General features: G+C 40.5%; 18 protein-coding genes. 9 read left to right on the top strand and 9 right to left on the bottom strand.

All coding sequences use genetic code 11. The annotated features are described in order from the left end of the window. Positions 1 to 42 precede the first annotated feature (42 nt). The 5 genes from guaB (at position 43) to B4Z47_RS08610 (ending at position 7,421) form a co-directional block, all read left to right on the top strand. Positions 43 to 1,518, top strand: coding sequence for an IMP dehydrogenase (gene guaB, locus B4Z47_RS08590; protein WP_115046845.1), 1,476 nt, complete (start codon positions 43 to 45; stop codon positions 1,516 to 1,518). A 142-nt stretch (positions 1,519 to 1,660) separates the two neighbouring features. Beyond that, positions 1,661 to 3,940 carry an ATP-dependent helicase gene (locus B4Z47_RS08595; protein ID WP_115046847.1) on the top strand — a complete coding sequence of 760 codons (2,280 nt, stop codon included), beginning with the start codon at positions 1,661 to 1,663 and terminating at the stop codon, positions 3,938 to 3,940. Positions 3,941 to 3,993: 53 nt separating this feature from the next. Continuing rightward, on the top strand, positions 3,994 to 4,824 hold the full coding sequence (locus B4Z47_RS08600; protein ID WP_115046849.1) for a DUF4290 domain-containing protein: 831 nt from the start codon (positions 3,994 to 3,996) through the stop codon (positions 4,822 to 4,824). Between the two features lie 210 nt (positions 4,825 to 5,034). After that, complete coding sequence (gene murA / locus B4Z47_RS08605; RefSeq protein WP_115046851.1) at positions 5,035 to 6,360, top strand: UDP-N-acetylglucosamine 1-carboxyvinyltransferase; 1,326 nt, start codon at positions 5,035 to 5,037, stop codon at positions 6,358 to 6,360. A 128-nt stretch (positions 6,361 to 6,488) separates the two neighbouring features. Next, the gene (locus B4Z47_RS08610) at positions 6,489 to 7,421 is read left to right on the top strand and encodes a hypothetical protein (RefSeq protein WP_115046853.1); all 933 of its coding nucleotides are present in this window, start codon (positions 6,489 to 6,491) and stop codon (positions 7,419 to 7,421) included. Positions 7,422 to 7,521: 100 nt separating this feature from the next. On the opposite strand, the gene B4Z47_RS08615 is transcribed toward B4Z47_RS08610, so the two are convergent. Together B4Z47_RS08615 and B4Z47_RS08620 are read right to left on the bottom strand one after the other, a co-directional pair. Then, positions 7,522 to 7,926: a DUF5606 domain-containing protein gene (locus tag B4Z47_RS08615; protein WP_070565981.1), complete on the bottom strand. Its 405-nt coding sequence runs from the start codon at positions 7,924 to 7,926 to the stop codon at positions 7,522 to 7,524. 26 nt (positions 7,927 to 7,952) lie between these two features. Continuing rightward, positions 7,953 to 8,411: a peptidylprolyl isomerase gene (locus tag B4Z47_RS08620; RefSeq protein ID WP_046671802.1), complete on the bottom strand. Its 459-nt coding sequence runs from the start codon at positions 8,409 to 8,411 to the stop codon at positions 7,953 to 7,955. Positions 8,412 to 8,574: 163 nt separating this feature from the next. Here B4Z47_RS08620 and radC point away from each other — a divergent pair, with 163 nt between their 5' ends. After that, positions 8,575 to 9,273 (top strand): RadC family protein, encoded by a 699-nt coding sequence (gene radC / locus B4Z47_RS08625; protein WP_070565979.1) that lies wholly within the window; start codon positions 8,575 to 8,577, stop codon positions 9,271 to 9,273. A gap of 17 nt (positions 9,274 to 9,290) precedes the next feature. Continuing rightward, positions 9,291 to 10,040, top strand: coding sequence for a class I SAM-dependent methyltransferase (locus B4Z47_RS08630; RefSeq protein ID WP_115046855.1), 750 nt, complete (start codon positions 9,291 to 9,293; stop codon positions 10,038 to 10,040). On the opposite strand, the gene B4Z47_RS08635 is transcribed toward B4Z47_RS08630, so the two are convergent. The 3 genes from B4Z47_RS08635 to B4Z47_RS08645 are packed head-to-tail and all read right to left on the bottom strand — an operon-like array spanning position 10,041 to position 13,144. Then, entirely contained in the window at positions 10,041 to 11,585 is a 1,545-nt protein-coding gene (locus tag B4Z47_RS08635; protein ID WP_115046857.1) for an MFS transporter, read from the bottom strand. A gap of 2 nt (positions 11,586 to 11,587) precedes the next feature. Continuing rightward, complete coding sequence (locus tag B4Z47_RS08640) at positions 11,588 to 12,649, bottom strand: HlyD family secretion protein (protein WP_083295941.1); 1,062 nt, start codon at positions 12,647 to 12,649, stop codon at positions 11,588 to 11,590. 48 nt (positions 12,650 to 12,697) lie between these two features. Next, positions 12,698 to 13,144 (bottom strand): MarR family winged helix-turn-helix transcriptional regulator, encoded by a 447-nt coding sequence (locus B4Z47_RS08645; protein WP_083295940.1) that lies wholly within the window; start codon positions 13,142 to 13,144, stop codon positions 12,698 to 12,700. A gap of 130 nt (positions 13,145 to 13,274) precedes the next feature. Between B4Z47_RS08645 and B4Z47_RS08650 the strand changes: the two genes are divergently transcribed. After that, positions 13,275 to 13,757 (top strand): hypothetical protein, encoded by a 483-nt coding sequence (locus tag B4Z47_RS08650; protein WP_139144989.1) that lies wholly within the window; start codon positions 13,275 to 13,277, stop codon positions 13,755 to 13,757. A 110-nt stretch (positions 13,758 to 13,867) separates the two neighbouring features. Then, positions 13,868 to 14,344: a hypothetical protein gene (locus B4Z47_RS08655; protein ID WP_115046859.1), complete on the top strand. Its 477-nt coding sequence runs from the start codon at positions 13,868 to 13,870 to the stop codon at positions 14,342 to 14,344. Between the two features lie 60 nt (positions 14,345 to 14,404). Here the strand turns inward: B4Z47_RS08655 and B4Z47_RS08660 are convergent, their stop codons facing one another. The 4 genes from B4Z47_RS08660 to B4Z47_RS08675 form a co-directional block, all read right to left on the bottom strand. Continuing rightward, positions 14,405 to 17,722, bottom strand: coding sequence for a DEAD/DEAH box helicase (locus B4Z47_RS08660; RefSeq protein WP_286727174.1), 3,318 nt, complete (start codon positions 17,720 to 17,722; stop codon positions 14,405 to 14,407). A 9-nt stretch (positions 17,723 to 17,731) separates the two neighbouring features. Next, positions 17,732 to 19,801, bottom strand: a complete 2,070-nt coding sequence (locus B4Z47_RS08665; protein WP_115046861.1) for a TonB-dependent receptor — start codon at positions 19,799 to 19,801, stop codon at positions 17,732 to 17,734. Positions 19,802 to 19,819: 18 nt separating this feature from the next. Next, positions 19,820 to 20,617, bottom strand: coding sequence for a hypothetical protein (locus tag B4Z47_RS08670; protein WP_115046863.1), 798 nt, complete (start codon positions 20,615 to 20,617; stop codon positions 19,820 to 19,822). Between the two features lie 107 nt (positions 20,618 to 20,724). Further along, positions 20,725 to 22,035 carry a BamA/TamA family outer membrane protein gene (locus B4Z47_RS08675; RefSeq protein ID WP_115046865.1) on the bottom strand — a complete coding sequence of 437 codons (1,311 nt, stop codon included), beginning with the start codon at positions 22,033 to 22,035 and terminating at the stop codon, positions 20,725 to 20,727. Positions 22,036 to 22,192: the final 157 nt, after the last annotated feature.

Below are 22,192 nucleotides of genomic sequence, written 5' to 3' on the forward strand. Positions count from 1 at the left end.
TTAAATTTGCCTGGCAAATAGAAAACCCAATACATATTTGCCATGCAATTAGATCCACAAAAATTCGTAGCAGAAGGTCTCACTTACGACGACGTCTTATTAATTCCAGCTTATTCTGAAATTTTACCCCGTGACGTTGATACGAGCACTTCGCTAACAAAAAAAATCAAATTAAATATTCCATTGGTTTCTGCAGCAATGGATACGGTAACCGGTGCTGATTTGGCGATTGCGATTGCACAAGCTGGCGGTATTGGTATGTTACATAAGAACATGACTATTGCAGAACAAGCTGCTGAAGTACGTAAAGTAAAACGCTCTGAGAGCGGTATGATTCAGGATCCAGTTACGTTATTGGCAACAGCAACGGTGGGTGATGCCTTCAATATTATGAAGGAGCACAAGATTGGTGGAATCCCTGTTGTGAACGAAAAAGGTCAATTGGTCGGTATTGTGACGAATCGTGATCTTCGTTTCCAAAAAGATATGAGCCGTCCCATCAATGAATTGATGACCAAGGAAAATCTTGTGGTTGCTCCCGAAGGAACGGATTTAGTGAAAGCGGAAGAAATTCTTCAAAACGAAAAAATCGAAAAACTTCCAGTAGTCAATGAAGAAGGTATTTTGAAAGGCTTGATTACCTTTAAAGATATACAAAAATATAAGCATTACCCAAATGCTGCCAAAGATAGCCATGGTCGTTTATTGGTTGGTGCGGCAGTAGGCGTTACACCAGATACCCTTGACCGCGTGGAGGCTTTGGTGAAAGCAGGTGTGGATGTGGTTACAATCGATACAGCACATGGGCATTCTAAAGGTGTAATCGATAAGTTGAAATTGGTGAAATCGCAGTTCCCTGACCTACAGGTAATCGTTGGAAATATTGCAACAGGTGCAGCAGCAACAGCTTTGGCTGAAGCAGGTGCAGATGCTGTAAAAGTAGGTATCGGACCGGGCTCTATCTGTACAACCCGTATTATCGCTGGTGTCGGTGTTCCGCAGCTTTATGCCGTATATGAAGTTGCCAAAGCCCTTAAAGGAACTGGCGTGCCATTGATCGCAGACGGAGGTATCAAACAAACCGGTGATATTGCAAAAGCAATTGCAGCCGGAGCAAGCACAATTATGGCTGGCTCTTTATTCGCTGGTGTGGAAGAAGCTCCGGGTGAAACAATTATCTATGAGGGACGTAAGTTTAAATCTTACCGCGGTATGGGCTCAATCGAAGCCATGGAAAAAGGATCTAAAGATCGTTATTTCCAAGACGTAGAAGATGATATCAAAAAATTGGTTCCTGAAGGTATCGTTGGGCGTGTTCCTTACAAAGGTACATTGGCTGAGGTCGTTTATCAATATATTGGCGGATTACGCGCTTCTATGGGATACTGTGGTGCTGCAACAATTGAAAAATTACAGGAAGCACAATTTGTCCGTATTACAGGAGCAGGGTTGAGAGAGTCCCATCCACATAATATTTCCATTACGAAGGAAGCACCAAATTATAACAGCAGAGGCTAGATGTTGCTTGGATGATATAAAAACCGATAATCTTGATTATCGGTTTTTTTGTGTAAAAATATTAGCAAGATAGCCCCAGTGATCAATAGGAAATTTGTACTTTTATACCCTATTCTCAGGTTTTAAAATTTAAGGAGTTAATTTGGATTATTTAGCGGGTTTAAACCCTTCACAACGAGGAGCCGTAGAGCAAACAGAAGGTCCTGTGATGATTGTTGCGGGAGCTGGTTCAGGAAAAACACGGGTAATTACCTATCGTGTAGCACACTTGATTCGAAAAGGTGTTGATCCATTCAATATCTTGGTATTAACATTTACCAACAAGGCTGCCAAAGAGATGCGCGCACGTATCGTTTCTGTTGTTGGAAGCGAAGCGAAAAATATTTGGATGGGAACATTCCACTCGGTATTCGCAAAGATACTCCGTGTCGAAGCAGAATTGATCGGTTATCCCAGAAACTTTACCATCTACGATACGGACGATACCAAAAGTTTGTTGCGTGCCATTTTAAAGGAAATGAATCTCGATGATAAGCTGTATAATGTCAATCATGTGTATGGACGTATCTCACAGGCAAAAAACAACTTGATCTCACCGCAGGAATATAATAAGAATGAAGCCATACTGGCCGAAGATATTTCCAATGGTCGTGGTCAATTGGGGCAGATTTATATGACCTATGCACAACGCTGTTACCGTGCTGGAGCAATGGATTTTGATGACCTCTTGTTTAAAACAAATGTCTTGTTAAACAAGCATCCAGAGGTATTGCATAAATATCAGCATCAATTTCGCTATCTGATGGTCGATGAGTACCAGGATACCAACTTCTCCCAATACCTTATTGTGAAACGCCTGGCAGCAGTCAACGAAAATATCTGCGTGGTTGGTGATGATGCACAGTCGATCTATGCATTTCGTGGTGCAAATATTCAGAATATCCTGAATTTCCAAAAGGATTATCCTGATGTGAAGATCTTTAAACTGGAGCAGAATTATCGATCGACTAAGATGATCGTGAATGCGGCCAATTCGGTGATTGCGAATAATCAGAATCAATTGGAAAAAAATGTTTTCTCGGATAATGAAGAGGGCGAAAAGATCAAGGTTTCACGTGCTTTCTCTGACAATGAGGAAGGTAAGATCGTTGCTGACCAGATCATTGAAGAGAAATCGTTAAAAGGACTTAATTATAAAGATTTTGCTATTTTGTATCGTACCAACGCCCAATCCAGGGCAATGGAGGAGGCCTTACGCAAAATTAATATTCCCTATAAAATATACGGTGGTACTTCTTTCTATCAACGGAAAGAAATTAAAGATCTGATCGCGTATTTCAGACTTACCTTCAACCCAAATGATGAGGAAGCACTAAAGCGTGTTATCAATTATCCACGTAGAGGGATCGGGGATACGACGATAGAGAAGATCATGATCGCTGCAGATCAGAATCAATACCGTATATGGGATGTTGTTGCAAATGCAGCCCAGTTTCTAGACGGACGTAGTGCAACTTCTGTCGGTGGTTTTGCACAGATGATACAGAGTTTTCAGGCTCTTGCCAAAAACAATAACGCATTTGATACGGCAATGCATATTGCGCAGCACTGTGGTATTCTGAAAGAATTGTATGAAGACAAATCGGTAGAGGGGCTGGCGCGTTACGAAAATATCCAGGAACTCCTCAATGGTATCAAGGAATTTTCGGAACGGGAAGATATCGAAGAGCGTGGACTTGATGTCTATATGCAGGATATCGCCCTGTTGACAAACGACGATAATGATAAAGATCCAAATGCTGATACTGTATCATTGATGACCATCCACTCTTCCAAAGGATTGGAATTTCCGATTGTTTTCATTGTAGGCTTAGAAGAAAACCTGTTTCCTTCCCAGTTGTCGTTGAATTCCAGGTCGGAATTGGAAGAGGAACGAAGACTTTTTTATGTCGCTGTTACGAGAGCTGAAAAAAAATTACTACTTTCGTATGCTACTTCGCGATATCGTTGGGGAACGCTGAATAACTGCGAACCCAGTCGCTTCTTGGATGAATTGAATCCGGCATGTCTTGCATTGGATTTTAAACCACGACAAACTTCTGCCTCAGCCGGAAGTTTTCAAGGCGAACGAATTGCATGGCAAAAAAAGGATAGTGATGATACGTTTTCTAAACCTAAGCCTAAGCCGATGGTTAAAACGACATCAATACTACCGAAAGCCCACAAACCTACTGCGGGTTTTGCTCCTTCAGATACATCAAATCTTCAAGTCGGCATGGAAGTTGAACATGAACGTTTTGGATTTGGGAAAGTTGTTAATCTCGAAGGAAACAAAGGAGATATAAAAGCAACTATTTTCTTTAAAGAGTTGGGACAGAAACAATTGTTGCTTAAATTTGCAAAACTTAGAATAATTCAATAATAAAATACCAAAACGGCATCTTGATCGTTTAATTAGGTACTTATATTAGCTATATGAACTTTGACTACAACAGCACTAGACCAAAATTGATCCTTGCAGAATATGGTCGCAATGTGCAAAATATGGTAGATTACATCTGTACTTTACCCACAAAGGAAGAAAGAAATAAACATGCGCAGATTGTAATCGATATGATGGGGGTATTGAACCCACATTTGAGAGACGTGTCTGATTTTAAACATAAACTGTGGGATCACCTACAGATTATCTCTGATTTTAAATTGGATATTGACTCTCCTTATCCAATTGCTACAGCGAAAAGTGTGAAACACGAAATTGAGCATTTGGGCTATCCGCAGCATTCCATTAGATTCAAGCACTATGGTTTTACCGTAGAGAAAATGATTGAAAAGGCTTTATTGGCTAATGACGAGGCTAAAAGAGAGCAGATGGTTATCGGTATCGCCAATTTTATGAAAATGGCCTACCTGACCTGGAATAAGGATTCTGTTTCGGACGAGTTGATCATCCAGGATCTCAAAGAATTGTCAGGTTATCAATTGACCTTACCGGAAGGTACCGTATTGACCAAACTTGACTTTAAAACTCCGCCTCCGGGAAATCGCGTTAAAGGTCCGGCTAACAGTAACTCAGGCGGAAATAATAACAATAACAATAATAATAATTCCGGTCACCAGTCGAAAGGTGGAGGCAAGCCTCGTATGACAAGTAACAACAACAATAATACGAAGCGCAATAACTACGGAAGCAATAACAACAGCTACAGTAGGGATAACAATAACAACAGCTACGGTAGGGACAACAATAACAACAATAACAGAAACAGAAAGCCGCAGGGTAATTATAATAATAAACGAGGCTAGTTCTTAAAGATTTTGTTTAAAGAAGCAGGCAATTGCGAAGTGATTAACAGATTTCTTTACAATTGCCTTCTTTTTTTAAGAATCGCGCTGTTTTATAAAAAAACAAGGTTCTTTGGTCTCCGATCCCGGTATGTTGGGCGGAAGGCTAAATATCCCGAGACAAATACAAGAACAGGGGTATGACACTAAGAAGATATCACTTATATATAAATGAACGCATTTGAAATAATCGGTGGAAAACCGTTAAAGGGAGAGATTATTCCTCAAGGAGCAAAAAATGAGGCCTTACAGATCCTTTCTGCAGTTTTACTGACAGAAGAACCTATGACCATCAGTAATATCCCAGATATTAAGGATGTCAATAAGTTGATCGATCTATTGGCTGCTTTAGGTGTTAAAATTGATCGCATAGATAAGGACACATACGTTTTTGAAGCTAAAGATATAAATATAGACTATTTCCAGTCACCCGAATTTAAAGAAAAAGGCGGTGGGTTGCGTGGCTCTATCATGATTGTCGGTCCTTTGTTGGCTCGATTCGGAAAAGCCGCTATTCCGAAACCGGGGGGTGATAAAATCGGACGTAGACGATTAGATACCCACTTTTTGGGTTTTGAAAAATTGGGTGCTAAGTTTGTGTACGATGCGACTACCCATTTTTTTAACGTTGATGCAACGGAGTTAAAAGGAAGTTATATCCTTTTGGACGAAGCTTCTGTAACGGGTACGGCAAATATCGTGATGGCTGCTGTATTGGCAAAAGGGACAACAACGATATACAACGCTGCTTGTGAGCCTTATTTACAACAACTATGTAAGATGTTGAATCGCATGGGGGCTAAAATATCCGGTATTGGATCTAATTTGTTGACCATCGAAGGCGAAGAGCGTCTGGGGGGAACTTCACACCGCATGTTGCCTGATATGATTGAAATAGGTTCTTTCATCGGCCTTGCAGCAATGACAGGTTCAGAAATCACCATTAAAGATGTCTGTTTTGAAGAACTGGGTGTTATTCCATCTGTATTTTCGCGCTTAGGCATCAAGTTTGAATTACGCGGTGATGATATTTTTATTCCAGCGCAAGAATCGTATGAAATCGATACATTTATCGATGGATCTATCCTGACGATTTCAGATGCACCTTGGCCAGGTTTTACGCCCGATTTATTAAGTATCGTACTTGTTGTGGCGACTCAGGCAAAAGGAAACGTATTGATCCACCAAAAAATGTTCGAGAGCCGTTTGTTCTTCGTGGACAAATTGATCGATATGGGGGCTCAGATTATCTTGTGCGATCCGCACCGCGCAACCGTTATTGGACTGAATAAATCACATCATCTGAGAGGTATTGAGATGACTTCGCCAGATATTCGTGCCGGGGTTTCTTTATTGATTGCAGCCCTATCTGCTAAAGGAAAATCTGTGATCCACAATATCGAACAGATTGAACGTGGCTATCAAGATATCGAAGAACGCTTGCGTAAATTAGGAGCAGATATTAAACGTATCGATGCCGAACCAAAAGGTCATTAATTAAAGCGAATAGCCTATGTGCTAGTGTAAGATAAAAGAAGCTCCGGATATAAATTCTGGGGCTTTTTTTGTGATATCTGCGTCAAATAAGGTAAATTTGTCTATACTACATTTAAACAGCTATAGATATGAAAAAATATCTAAAAAAGTACGCCTTAGTTTTCCCATTATTAGGCATAGTGCTTCTTTTTCACAATTGTCAATCCTCTACACCTAAAGAGGTTAAGCTACATGAAGAATCAAATACAACAACGGATATCCGCTCTTCTAAACGGATCAATGCTGCGGTAATCGTACAAAAAGTTACTTTTCCTAATATGCCTTTTGCTGAACTGATCAAGTTGATGAATCTGACCAATGATAGTTCACCTGCTGCATTGTGGAAAGCGATATCCGCACTACCTCAGGCGGAACAGATAAAGAAAGATAGCTTTGAAATTGAAAATCCCCTGCAGCGCATGGAGCTGATGCTTGTTCCTTTACGCAAGATGGAAATTAAATTTGATCAACAGCAAGCAAAATCGAATGCTGAAGGCCTGACTTACCGCCTGGAAAATTATGTGAATTATAACAAAGGCTTAGGCGAGGTTTTTCTAGCAAATAGCGAAAATGAGGCTATCCATGTAGGGCTGAACTATCCTGAAGGGAGACTTAATGGATTGGCGAAAGTGCAGATACGCATAAATCCCAAAGAGTATATGATCGATAAGACCGGAAAAACAAAAGTAATTGCCGGAATTACCTGTCAGCAGGCTATTTACAATAAAATTGATGCAAGCGATAAGACGCTCCCTAAATTTGTTGTCTGGAAAAGTCCACGTATTCCGAAAGGAATCAATGTGTTGCATCCTTATGTGTTTGACGAAAACGAAGGCATACTTGAAATTGATGCCTATCTCAATGCGGATGAAAATTCCCTTTTGCGCTTTACGACCACTGCCGTTGTCGAAAAGAAATTTGAACCCAAAGAATTTGAGGTAACAAAAGCACATGTTAAGCTTGATGGGGCCAAGGATCAAAAGAACATCGAAAAAAATGTACTTTATGTAGTGTTTCATTAGGAAACAACACATCAAGGAAACATCATTGAAAAGAAAACACCATAAAAAAGGAGTTGATCATTTGATCAACTCCTTTTTTATTTGGGCTATATGTAAAAGTTTACATTAAAGGAGCTGGTGCTTCTTCTTCAAATAAAGGGAATTCCTTGATAATGTTATACCATGTGATAACCTTTTTAATATCCGAAGAATAAACACGTGATTCATCATGGCCAGGAGCTACTTCACGGAAGAAATTTCTTAAAGTAGCGCCATCAGATTTTGTATCTGGTAGAGCGATGCCTTTCTCTTTGATTGTTTCAAAAATATTCAATAGACGAATTTCTTCTTCTTCACCATAGATTGTGATATCTTCCAAAGTCGCCATTTTTGTAGAAGATAAACTTACTACAGTTTTAATTTTTGCTTGATCAAGGGTTTCTAGAATAAAACCACCTTTATTTTGTCCAACCAATTTGAACAATCCTGGTTTACCAGTTACGGATACTAATGCTCTTAAATTCATTTTAATATTATTTAAATCTCCAAGAATTAATCTTCGATAACTTCAATTGATAAAATACGGTCACCTTGTCTGATATCGTCAACGATGTCTACGTTTTCGATTACTTTTCCAAAACAAGTATGGTTACGATCTAAGTGCGCAGTGTTGTTACGGCTATGACAGATGAAAAATTGCGAACCACCTGTATTACGACCTGCATGAGCCATAGACAATACACCTCTATCGTGGTATTGGTTTTCGCCTGTTAGTTCACAGTCAATTTTATAACCAGGTCCACCTGTTCCAGGGATTCCAGCAGCACCTTCACGTGAATTTGGACATCCACCTTGGATAACGAAATCAGGGATCACACGGTGAAACGCTAATCCATCATAATATCCTGATTTAGCAAGTTTGATAAAATTGGCTACTGTATTTGGAGCATCAGCTGTGTAGAACTCCACAGTCATGTCGCCTTTTTCTGTTTTAATAATCGCTTTACTCATATTCAAAAATTTTTATGAAATACAAAGATAACGTTTCAGAGTGAAATGTGAAGTAAATCGCGATTGCCAATTTTTTTTAATTGATAGATTGTGTATTTCTCAGGATATTAATTAGCTATTTTTTGTATATTTATGTACGCTAGCCAATTATAATTAACTTTAGATGTCAAATCCGTACAAACTAGTCATTCGGGAGTGGGCAGAGGCCGACCGCCCGAGAGAGAAGCTATTGAGCCAGGGGCGTAGGGCGCTTACAGATGCCGAATTATTGGCTATCCTGATCGGCTCTGGTTCCAAAAATGAAAGTGCTGTCGAATTATGTCGACGCATATTGGCTGATGTCAAAAATAACCTGCACACCCTTTCGATGATGGAGGTCTCGGAACTGAGCCTATATAAAGGGATAGGTGAAGCAAAAGCCATCGCCATTATTGCGGCATTGGAGCTCGCCCGCCGCAAAAACGACCTGCCTGCAGAAGAACGAAAGCTGGTAAATAGCAGCCGCTTCGTTTACAACTTGATGAAACCCATCCTGCAGGATCTGCCTCATGAAGAGTTTTGGACTCTGTATTTGAATACGGGGTATAAAATATTGGACAAACAGCTCATCGGCCGTGGTGGTAATGATTTTACGCCGGTCGATGTCCGGATAATTTTACGCTCCGCACTCAGCCTTAAAGCACATGCCATTATTTTAGTTCATAACCACCCATCGGGCACCTTGTATCCCAGCAATGCTGACAAAATTCTGACGCAAAAAATTGTTGAAGCCTCTAAAATTATGGATATTAGAGTTGCCGATCATTTAATCTTTACCGATAACGGCTATTATAGTTTTAAAGACGAAGGTATAATCGACTAGTTACAGTAATTCTTAGTATGAACAAAAACAGTATTGATAGATTCACAGACCGGGTTGTCGATTACGAGAAATTTAGACCTTGTTATCCAAAAGAGATTATTCAAGTACTTAAAGAACAGATAGGGCTGGATAAAAAATGGTTGGTTGCCGATATTGGTAGTGGCACTGGGCTATCTACGCAACTTTTTCTCGAAAATGGAAATGACGTTTTTGCTGTTGAACCCAATCGGAAAATGCGTGAATCTTTATTGCATCATTTTAAAACCTATCGGAATTTAATCGCGCTGAATGCCACCGGCGAAAGTACATCCATTGAGTCTGGCTGTGTCGATCTTATTTTTGCGGGTCAATCGTTTCATTGGTTTGATCGGGATGCATGTAAAAGGGAGTTCGCCCGCATCCTCACCGAAAATGGACATATTGTGTTGGTTTGGAACCAGCGTGATCCGGACGACGCTTTTCAACAGGAATACGAAGATTTTCTGCTCAGCCATATACCAAGCTATCAATCTGTCAGTCACAAAAATATCAGTGACGATGATCTCAAACAATTTTTTTCACCACGTCCAATGATCAAAATAACCTTGCCAAACCAACAGATATTGGATCTTCGGTCGTTCTTGGGAAGAGTACGTTCATCATCCTATTTTCCAAAAGAGCAGGCTGAAAACAAAACGCTCTATGACGATCTCCGTACACTTTTCGATAAGTACGCAATCGCTGAGCGTATCGTATTCAAGTATATTACTGAAATTTATAACAGTTAACTAAGAAATAGGAATTTGCAAAGCTTCTTTCGTTGCATTTTTTCTCTTCCAGTCGAAAACTCTTCGTATAGGCGAAGAATGAAAAGGGAAGATTAAGATGAATAACGTTAGGATTACCCCGATAATAAATAGCCCGGAGTAGGCGTCGCGTATGGATAGTAGCGAGGCTTGGACTTGGACCGATTTCATTATATTTCCTCTTTGTAGCACCAAGCTATTTGTTCGATCGATTATACCAGCAAGATTATTGGCATTAAGGATCTGTAGGTGGTAATACCAATTGGCAATGATGTTTGACCAGACTACAGGCACCAAAAATGAACGTGTAAGAATCAAAAATACTAAGCCAGAGAGGTAATATTTACTGGGAATATTGCCGGCCATATATACGCCTATTCCAATGTAGGAAGTGATCACGCCCATTCCTCTTAATGTCAAAGGGAGATAGAACAAAGCCGAGTTTGTATGTTGGTCAATAATCCTTGCAAAGAAAAAGCAAGATAGGGCATAACACGCTGCGGAGAATGCCAAAATGAACTTGCATTTCTTTGTTATTTTGAAATATATATAAGCGATTACTGCGCCGATCATATAACCAGGAATTACATAGGTATTTATTTCGGCGACTTCCAAGGGGTTTGTACCAAGCGTAATTCCCAAAAGGGAGGAGTACAGCGAGGTCGAGCTATAAAAAATGCCGAAAATAAAAATTGTTCCAATGGAGATAGGCAGAATCCGTGTTGAAAAGGCTTCAAAATTTAAGAGTGATTTTCGGATTAGTACACTTCTATTTATAAAAAGTATAAAAAAACAGAGCGATGCGATTCCGGTGACCAAAATAAACCTGGAATGAAACCAATTTTGTGTCAGACCATATGTGCTGAAATAGGCAAAATTCAATAATGAAATACAAAGTAAAATACTTCCAAACCAGTCATATTGATACAGCGGTACCTTTTTAAAATCTGACGATTTCATAAAGATGATGCAGATTAACAACGCTACTGCAAGTAGTATATTTTGAAATAAAAAGACAGTTTCCCAATAGAAACGTGTTGCAAATAGAACAGATACATAACTTGCCAAGGCAGGAATGATCATTGTCATGGGGTAGTAGACTGCATATAATTGATACCGTTCTCCACGTGGCATGAGAAAAGGGATCATTTCCCCAATGATAGCCATCGTGACAATAATCTTGGCACTCCCGATAAAAAATGTGGCCATACAGATGTTAACACCATTATTAGCATGTTCCAAAACCGCATTGGAAGCGAGGATAATGAAGATAGATACAATTAATATCGTCTTTTTGGAAAATAATTTCAACAACCTAAATACCAGTGGTATGGCACATACCATTCCTGCATAATAACAATATGTAGCCATACTCAGATCTGCAGTGATACCGGCGTATCCATTCATGACATACGTGTTAATGGATGTTGGGATTCCATTATTGAACGAAAATAAAATATTGAGTACAAACAGAAACAACAATTCCCAACCTGAACTCAACCAATCTCTGAATATACGATCTTTCATGATTATTTAATACGTATGATAGCATTCATACCTACGCGAAGCATGGCGAGATCTTTTGGGGTATTGGATGCTGTAAAATTAATTCTAACCGGAATGCGCTGTTGTACCTTAACAAAGTTCCCCGTAGAATTGTCAACCGGAACAGCAGAATACTTAGATCCTGTTGCTTCGGATATGGCGGCTACTTCACCTTCAAATGTCTTCCCGGCCAATGCATCAATTTCAATGTTGACTTTTGCCCCGAGGGCAATATTTTTTAGTTGACTTTCGGTATAATTTGCGGTAATCCATTTCTGCTCATCACGTACAATATTGACCAATGGCGTACCGTTTTGCACCAATTGACCCTCTTCAATCGTCCGCCGTCCCAATACACCGTCGTACGGTGCCGTGATAACCGTATACGAAAGGTTTAACTTGGCTAGATCAATCGCAGATTCGGCCTTTAGTAATGAGGCATCATTGACCGACAGCTTCTGTTCAGACTCATGTGTGTTAAGTTTCGATACACGCTCTTGCGCCAAAAGTGCCTTATATTTGGCTAACATGGCCTCATAATCTGCTTTTACCTGATCGAATTGATATTGCGCTACTGCTTCATCTTTCACCAGACTCTCGTAACGCCTATAATTCAATTCCATATTATCTAGCCGGGCTCTCATCTCATCGATATTGGCATTTGCTATCGCAGTACTATTGCTGGCAATGGCAATTCCAGATTGCGATATAGTTTTACTTGCTTTGGCATCGGCAAGAGTGGCTTGTGCATTTTGTAATAAAATTCTGTACTCCGCATCATCAATAATGACGAGTGTATCGCCTTTGTGAACTTTTTGATGCTCATCAAATCGAATTGCTTTGATATAACCGCTGATACGCGAATTTATAGGGGTAATATGGGCATCTACCTGGGCATCATCTGTATAAACAGATTCGTTGATGTGGAAAAAGACTAAGATACCCCAGATAATGGTAAACACAATGACGACTGCAGATAGGATGTTGATGATCCATATCTTCCGCCTTCGTTTTATTTCTTTCTCACTTAATGTTGAATTGCTCATGACTCAATTATTTATCTTCTTTTTTTCTGAAAATCAAGGCTCCCGATACTATTGCTTATCAATAATTGCGGTCAATTTTTCGAGAGTTTCTGTAATTTCCAATACTTTTTTTTCTGATATCTCCTGCAGGATCACACGGTAGAGGTCTTGTTGGACAGGGTCTAATAATGTCCTATATTCGTTTCCCTTTACCGTTAATTCGATTAAATTATTTCGCCTGTCATTGGGATCGCTGACGCGTCTAACCAGATCCCGTTTACAAAGATTATCGATCAGCGGAGTGACACTTGCTTTGTTCTTCTGTATTGCTGTGGCTATATCTTGCTGATTCATTTGCTCCTTTTTCCACAGTGCTGCCAATACTTGCAACATTTCATAGGTGATATCCAATTGCTGTTCCTTTATTTTCTGGATATAGTATTGTTTTAAGCTCGTTCGCAAAGCAATGATACTATCCACTAAGGGTTTTACTGGATTCATGGATTCGTTTTTCATAGTACAAAGTTAAATATAAAATAGTTAAATATCAAACTAAATTGCTTTAGTTAAAAATGTGTTAAAGATGGATGCTTTAGAGAGAGATGGCATTTTATTTGGGAGCACCTAAACGAAAGGAAAAAAAGATATGTTAAGAGTTGAATTAATCTTCTTTAGACGTTGCCTACTGCCACTGCTGATTTTAGGAGGTGGGATAAGTGTTGTAAGGGCGCAGCAAATGCACGCTTTTAATAACTTGGAAACCGATTATCATTTTGTATATCAGTGGGTAGATCCATTCTTCCCTTTAAGCCCACAGGTCGATGTGATGACCTTGGACGCGCCGATTGATAAGGAGCCCGAGCAACAGGAGAAAATAAAAACGTCAACGGGAAAACAGCGTTTTACGGGCAGGGTGAGTGAGCGCGTATATGAAGGTTCGGAAGTAATCGTGAGCCCTGGAGAATCGGTTGGAAATATAACCTACAGCTCCACTAGTTCACCCACCCGGTATCGTGTTGCCATTGATCGAAGGAGCAATGAGCACTACCATGGAAAGCCCGTATTTATAGATGCAAAGGGGATAAAATATATAATTGATTCGAAATTTAGAAAACAAGTTGTCGAATAATTCCTTGGCTAAGTTAAAAATTTGTAAAAAATATTTTTTCAGGTAATTAAATCGAAATATGGCATTTGTATTGTGCTTTTATTTACAATTATTTAAATAACAATTGGGTTATGAAAGCAATAAATCGTTTCAAAAAAATCACAGCTGCATTAGCTTTGATCGCTGCAGTCGGATTGGGACAATCCTATGCACAAACGGCTCCTAAAAAAATGGAAAAAGAAGCCAAAAAGTCTGAACAAAAAGTAAAGACTAAAGCCAACGAGGCCGAAACGAAAACGAAGGCAGCGCCGGTGAAAGCTACAGCGAAGAAGGAAGTTGCGGTCAAGGAAAAGTCAACGCAGACGAAAAAGATGGCTGATACAAAAACAGCGCCAGCAGCACCAATGGAAGCGAAGGAAAAAGCCGTGAAAAAAGAAAGTGCTAAAGCTGAAAAACAAGCCACTGCTGTTAAAAAGGATGCCGTAGCAACAACTGATAAAGCAACAAGTGAAAAATACAACGGCCATACAATATATCTCGGTCCAAAAGGTGGCAAATATTATATCAACGGAAATGGTAACAAAACGTACATTTCTGACAAAAAATAAAGAGCAGCTGAAAACAAAAAAGGGACATCGATCGATGTCCCCTTTTTTGATTTCAATAGTTTAGCGTAGCAAATTCATTAAATAGCTTTTGTCGAGATAAAAGGCATCTAAACTTCCGCCCTCATCCAGAATACTGTTGCTAATTTCCTTTTTATTTTGCTGTAAGGTCTGAATTTTATCTTCGACCGTGTTAGGGCTGATTAATCGAACAGCGGTAACCGTCTTTTGTTGCCCCATGCGATAGATCCTGTCGATCGCCTGTTGTTCAACAGCAGGATTCCACCAGGGGTCTACCAGGTACACTACATCGGCTGCGGTAAGATTAAGTCCGGTACCACCGGCTTTTAGACTAACCAGAAAAACGGGGATATCCTTGTCGGATTGAAAGTCACTAACCAATTTACCTCGATTTTTGGACTGGCCCGTGAGCATCAACGCGCGAATCCCCTGTTTATCCAAAGCCTCTTTAATCAGGTTGAGCATACTGACAAACTGTGAAAACACGATCATTTTGTGCTGGTCTTTTTTATGCTGAATCTGCTCGATAAGCATTTCGATTTTGGCAGAGTCCGCAGCGGTAGTCAGATCTTCGTTTTGGAGAAGTTTGCTTGAATTACATATCTGACGCAATTTTGTTAGACCTTTTAGGACATGCATGGGGCTTTTCTTGATTTCATCGCCATCTTTGGCTGAGATAAAATCCCGAAACTCTTTTTCATAAAGATCATAAATTCGCCGTTGGGCGGTTTTCATCTCACAGTAAAGGATCAGTTCATTTTTTGCAGGAAGATCACGTAATACATCCTGTTTTGTTCTACGGAGAATGAAAGGCTTTATTTTCTCTTTCAGCATTTTTTTTCTCTTGCGGTCATGGAAAGCATCAATAGGAGTCGTATAGACATCTTTGAAATATTTTTTGCTTCCTAGTAGCCCCGGCACAATAAAGGAAAGCTGGGCATAAAGATCCATCGTATTATTCTCGATAGGAGTTCCTGTTAAAATAATGCGATTTCTTGATTTTAATAAATTTACCGTTTTGTATCGCTGGGAATCCGGGTTTTTGATTTGCTGCGATTCGTCCAATATGACATAATTGAAGGTTATTTTTTTCAGCATATTGATATCCGTCAGCAGGTTGTGATAAGAAATTAAAACAAGGTCATATTGTTCAAACTGCATCCCTTTTTCCATTCTATTTGGACCATCTAAAACCAACGTCTGGAAAGATGGAAGGAATTGCTGGATTTCATGCCGCCAATTAAAAATTAAGGTCGTGGGAAGTACAAGTAATGTTGGTGCAGATTGTCCCTTTGCTTTTTGAGTAGCCAGAAAGGCTAATATTTGGATCGTTTTGCCAAGTCCCATGTCATCGGCAAGACAGCCGCCAAAGTTACGCCCATCCAAGAAATGCAGCCATTGTAGTCCTTGTTGCTGATAAGGGCGTAAGTTTCCGACAAAAGTTGGAGGTAGCTGGACCTCGGATAGCGAAGAAAAATTAGCGAGCTGCTTTCTCAACGTGCTGAGCTCCGCCAACACGATGGGGTCTAGCTCCGCCTGATCAAATAGTTGATCGATTTCATTGAATTTGTATTTTGGAATTTCAATGAAATCATCAGCTATCGATTCTGCTGCATTAAAATAGGCTTCAAATTTATCGAGCCACTGTTGCGGTAAAATGCCCTGGGTGCCGTCATCCAAGGTGATGAATTGCGAGCGGTTCCGTACTGCCTTTTCAAGTTTTTTTAGGGAGACACTTTTGGGGCCAAATTTGACCTGTATATTGGCGTTGAACCAATTTTGTCCACTGAGGACCTCCACATGTATTTTTCCCTTAAAACGGCTTAATTTATTTCCACGTAACGTATTAAATCCGATGATCTGTATACCCTGATGTTGCCACTCCTCAAAAGCATCCAGAAACCAGTTACTGTCCAGAAAGTATTTGCGATGCAAATAAAAATGCTGAAAGCTTCCTTCATCCATTTGCTCCTGAAAATAGGGATGCTGCTTCAGTAACAGGGAAATAACTTTTGTTTCAGCTTCACGTTTCCGATCGACCAAAAATTGTGTACCCTTGCTGTCTGTACCAAATATATTCCGCTTACTTAAAATAGGAATTTCGACCTCACCATAACGCATGACAGGAATAAGGTTGACAAAATCTTCCGATTCTTCCAGAAACAAAAATGGCTGCATGTCCTGATAATACAGATTTTCCTTCAACTGTGGCTTGCTTGCTTTGGGAATATCTTTAAAATTTAACTCCACGGAATGTGCTATCTGTTCCAAAAACAACCTGTTGAATTCTTCGAACTTACGCTGATGGATCAACAATTGCTCACCTTTGTTGCCAAACAAACGGATCAACTTGAGGTGAAATCTATTTTCAATCAGAAAAAGCTGATTTTTGATGAGAATGAAATGGTCCAAAAGAACGACTAAATCCTGTAAATTGTAGGCTATCGTATGAATATGAATTTCTCCTTGAATGGTATAAAACGCACCTTTTTTTGTAATGAAGAGCTTAATTTCACCTTTGTTTAGGTTAAATTGAACCGGCGATAAGGTGGAGGCTGTTATATTGTCGGATTTTTCATAGTCATGCAGATAAAAATCGAGGTGTAACGGATTTTTTGCAACCGCCTTCAGACTGGAGCTGATTTCGATATCCTGTTGTACAGCTTGAGAAAATTGGTAAACAGCGGTGTAAAATTGCATTTCCTCAATCGAGCTGCTTTGCCAGATACGGGACTGGCTCTCACTGGCGGAAATCGGATTTTTAGGTAGGCCGGATTTCGTCATTGGAGCTTGACACAGGAGTATTTGTAGATTTTTGTAGTACCGGTTGCGCGTTAACACCACAAAATAATGCTGCTGTTCGGCCGTCGTCTTGACCTTTTTTGGGATAAGAGATTCCTCCACTAGATCAAAGTCATCAATGGAGGTTAGCTGTTTGTCTTTTAATAGAAACTCAAGCTTCCCTGCTTTGATCTGGGCTGAAAAATAGTTTTCTAAAGACGATTCCTTTTCCAGTCCATATTGTGCCGCAACCTTCTTGAGGAGATGCTGATAGCGGTTGTGATCAAAAAATGCCAGCCAATTCTCCTGTGTAAATAGTTTACCTAAAGCCGCCTTTTGATGACGGCAGAATCCTGTTTGTGGACAATTGCAAAAGACGGCTGTTGTGGGCAACGTATGGATGATCATCACTTCAAAATCGGTATAATTCTCCAGTACCCGAAAAGTTGCCTGATTGACCTCCATTTCCATCGCATTGACCTGAAAATGGGCCAGTGTCAGGTCCATCCAAGGAAAATAAGAATAACGGCTCACCTTGGTGAAATCGATATCGGTCAATGTATACTGATGGAATTCCATGATGCTTGGTTAAAAATTAAAACTCATTCCGCCATAATAATTACGTAAAGGGGCAGGATTAAAATACCGTCCTCCAAAAGCATTGATATCGTTTCCAAGACTATATTTTTCATTGAGCAGATTGTCGGCCCCAACAAAAAGCCTGATTTTATGCCGTGAACAGACAGATTTGCTCCAAGATAATTTGGCTTGCAAAAGATGATACCGTTTGGCATAAACAGTGTTTGCATCATCCAGTGGTATGGCTGCTGTTAAATTGGAAAGAAGATCCAGTTGGAATTCATTCGGGAAAAGTATATTCAACGAATTTACCCATACTGTTTTAGGAACTGCAGGGAGTTTATTGTTCTTATAGTTTTTGTCGCCTACCTGATAGGTTTTGAAACTGTAGTCATTGAAGGAAAAATTGCTGGTCAGCTGTAGGCTACGGACCATACCGGTTGTTTGAGGCCTAATCAAATACATGAATAGCGAGGCTTCCAATCCCTTTTGGTTTATTTTACCCGCATTTTGAAAATATTCAGCACCATTATCCCGTACCTGTCGGATGATGGCATTGTTCATTTGATACGTGTAGGCCGCTGCATCTAAAATAATCCGGCGATTCCACAAATGCCAACGAAGCCCAAATTCATGGTTTGTACCTGTTTCTGGTTTCAGCATCGTATTAATTGTATTGTCTGACGAGCGGACTTCAGCAACAGTTGGTGCAGAGAAACCTTTAGAAATCGATGCTCTAAGTGCAAGCATTGGAGTGATCAAATAGGATAGTGCTGCTCGTGGCATCCATGTACTCCCGAAATCAATATTTTCTTTGTTTTCTTGTGCGACAGGATAACGTTGCTGGTAGCCAATTTTATTCTCATTTAATCCGAGCGACAGCTCTACCTGGAGACGCTCTAGCCATTCCAGTTGGGTGCGTGCAAAAAATGATTGCTGACTGTTTTCCAATTTGTCCTTGGCCTGAGGATCGGTAGCGACACCTTGGGCGTTGTCATAATTGTCAATAGCATACCATCCCTTTTGCGCTTCCAAGCCCAGTTGTACTTCGTATTTTAAATCTTGGCTCAACAGATCGACATAAGATAAATACAGGCGCGTTCCCAAATTCTTTTCATCTCTTTTCTCGTAATTGGTGATGAAGGGATTTTTGATCTGATTGGATGAACCAAATACACTGGCGAATAAGGTCATCTTAGAACTGAGATGCGTGTGGTTGCTCAGTCCACCAAAGAATGTTTTATCGTAGATTGCTGCTTTTTGTTCAGCAGCACCAGGATTTGGTCCGCCCTTTGGCCGGGCTTGCCTGCGGTCGCTTTCCATTTGTGCTGCGGTGAGCCCTCCCGGAGTTTGGTAACCGAGATCCGAATAGAGCCCCGTGAATTTTAATTCGGATGTTTTTGCATATTGCCAATTGTAATTGAGCTGGATATTCTTTTTGTTTAAGGCTGAATTTTGGCGATAACCGTCACTTCTCGTCCAACTCTGATTGATAGCAAGTTGCTGAGTTTGGCTGAGGGGTAATATTGCATTGAGCTGTTCCTGGAAAAGACCGTAGGAGCCCCCCGTTAATTGGAGATTGACTTCAGGTTTTGCAGATTGATCAAATCCTTTACTATATAAGGAGAGTATACCGCCTGAATTGGCCCCGTAGATCGATCCGTCCGGACCTTTCAAGATATTGATTTGCTCGATTGCATAGGGATCGAGCAAGTTAAGATAGGTGTTCCCGCCGGCGTCAGTAAGCGGAAAGTCGTCCAAATAGATTTTAACATTGCGAACACCAAAAGGTGAACGGATCATACTCCCGCGGAGTGCAAGCCGGTAACTTCCAGGAGAACGTTCTTCCATCCGTAAACCCGGTACCCTGTTCATTGCCGAAACAAAAGAGGGCGACTGTTGGGATTGGATCGCTTGGTTGCTTAACACAGCTGCAGAAGAAGTCAATCGCAAGAGCGGTTGTTTATTGAAGTAGGCTTTAACTTCGACTTGCTCTAGCCGATTAGTTGTAGTATCCACTTCTTGCGCATATAATTTGCTACATAAACCAAGGGTAGCAAGTAGGTAATATCTTTTCATTGTTCGGGTTAGTTCGGCTTAGTCTGCAAATTCCTGACTGAAATAAATTTCAAAAATCTGCTTTTTCTTATTGTATTTTAAGCATTGAAAATTCGCGTATACGGAGCTGGTCGGTACACAAAGACTGTTGGCCATGGCATCTTTTGCGATGTTTTTGTTCAGACAGCCCTGCTGCAAATCGAAGTTTTTGTTCGTAGAAATATCGGTCACCTCAAAGGAGTTGTCGTCAATCAGGTAATTTGAATTGTTTAGGCGAATATAATCCTCTTGGTAAATCAGTTCGGAAGCAACAAGATAATCGAGCGATCCAAAGCTGGATGAACAATCCAAATTTTGAAGGGTATTGACAACTTTTAATTCTTTATACAGTGTGTTGAATGTATTGTTCTTACGATCCAATAGGATGATTTCGATGCGATGATTATCTTTATTGTACACAATATACCCAAGGTCATCGGCACCATTTTCAAAGATATTCCCTTTGGTGATCGCTAAAACATCTAAGGTAGGATGCCTAAGAAAATAATCCTTCTGGTCCGCCGGTAGTGTTGTCGTTAACTTCTGATGAAGTTTATCGAAGAGGCCGGCATCATTCATTTCCATTAACTGCTGCGCTTGTTCTTTTACCCTGCCTTCAAAACGCGGGCTATCGTAGCTCGACGTATCCGATGGGAGCGACGCGGAGGCAGGAAGGGCTACTTGTTCTTTCTTTTGGTCTTCACTTTTCGTTGATGTTGGTGTTGGCGTCTTTGCCTGATGACAGGAAACGAGACCTAAACATAATGGAATGTATAGAAAAAAGGTTTTTAAATTCATGATGAAGTATCGTCAATGCTTATGCAGTCACTCTTCATGCAGCGAAAGAGCAATAACATCGGCTAATTTAGTTATTTTATGGCAAAGAAAGCTGCCGCAGCCTGGAATTAGAAAGCTTCATTCAGCCCCAAAAAGAAACCACGGGAACCATATTTTCCAAAGGCATAGTCCAGACATAGATTTGTGCGTGTTGCTTTGTTAAAGAGAACTCGCAACCCGGCACCACCCCCAGGTTGCCACCTTTCAAAAAGTTTGGTGCCCAGTTCGTCGTTGGCAGTCTGTAGGTTAAAAAAAGCAGCTCCGCTCAAAAAGCGATTCTTTAAAATTGGGAAGCGGTATTCTGTTTCGGCATAACCGAAAGAAATTCCTTTGAAATAACCGATGGTATAACCGCGGCCGCTTCTGACGGCTACGTCCCTTCCTGTTCCTGGAAGATCAAAATAGGGCAGAGTACCACCAAGTTTATAGGAACCCCAATACCAGAAGGCGAGTACATGAGCTGGGTCGGACTGGGATAGACTAAAGTATTTGCGAAAGTCGGTGGTAAGCTGTACTGCACTTTTGCTGCTACCCAGCAGCGTTGTGTTCCATCGCACACCGATATCTGAATATATACCCTTGTAAGGCCTGTTGGGATTGTCTCTGGTCATATATTGCATATTGAGCAATAGGCCGTTGGAATTGTAACTGTCGGGCTCGAAGCCATGTTTTTCGGTGTAGATGGTGTTGGGCGTAACGTTGCCATTCGGGCCGCTGCTGGTTATTTTCCGTCGTAAGTCAAACGCCAGTCCGGCCCCAACAAATAGCCCGTCGGCGATGCGTTTATAGACTTTTTCATTAAATGTAAATGCATTATATTTTGCGCCGTATTTCTTATGGTCGGGGTTGGCAAGAATCTCTTCATCGGCATTGTTCCATTTTCCATGGGGAGTCATGCCCAGCCCTGCGTCTAAAGCCACCATTTTGACAAGTGCAAAAGCACCCTGAAAATTTAGTTTATTGTTCGGAGTAAATACATTGTGGCTGATATAGAAGACCATAATATTTTTCGTGGTGATCGAGGCGGATGTCGCTGCGATCGACATGGTGGTTGTTTTGGGATCACCTAGTACTTTCCCGGCGACAGCCTTGATTCCAATCTGGCCACCAATGGTTGGGTTGTAGGCAATGTTGGGCATTAAGGTGATGGGAGAACGTTTACTTGCATGTTCCTTTTTTCGTTTGGGATGTATTATTCTTCCGATGAGATCCGATATATCGTATTGACTAGCCAAGGCAGAGTCACGCTGCTGTTTGTACTGTGCAACAGAGTCTGCTTTCACATCATTTTGAGCTGCAAGGAGTGTAGGGATTGAAATTAAAAGTATTCCTAAAAAAGCGTATCGGAAGAAATCGTTATAACGTAAAAGTTGATGCATACATTCGGGCTTATCTTAAAACTAAACGTAAAAAAAAATAAAATGTTTTCTCCGGCACTTGGAGCCTGTCTTTTTGATGGTTGAACAAATGCGAATAGGGTATTGTGTTGGAGAAGTTTATTTTTCTTGCGAAGCTGGAGAATTAAACTTGCAAATC

The sequence above is a fragment of the Sphingobacterium sp. UBA2610 genome (assembly GCF_002339225.1).
Taxonomy (GTDB): Bacteria; Bacteroidota; Bacteroidia; order Sphingobacteriales; family Sphingobacteriaceae; genus Sphingobacterium; species Sphingobacterium multivorum.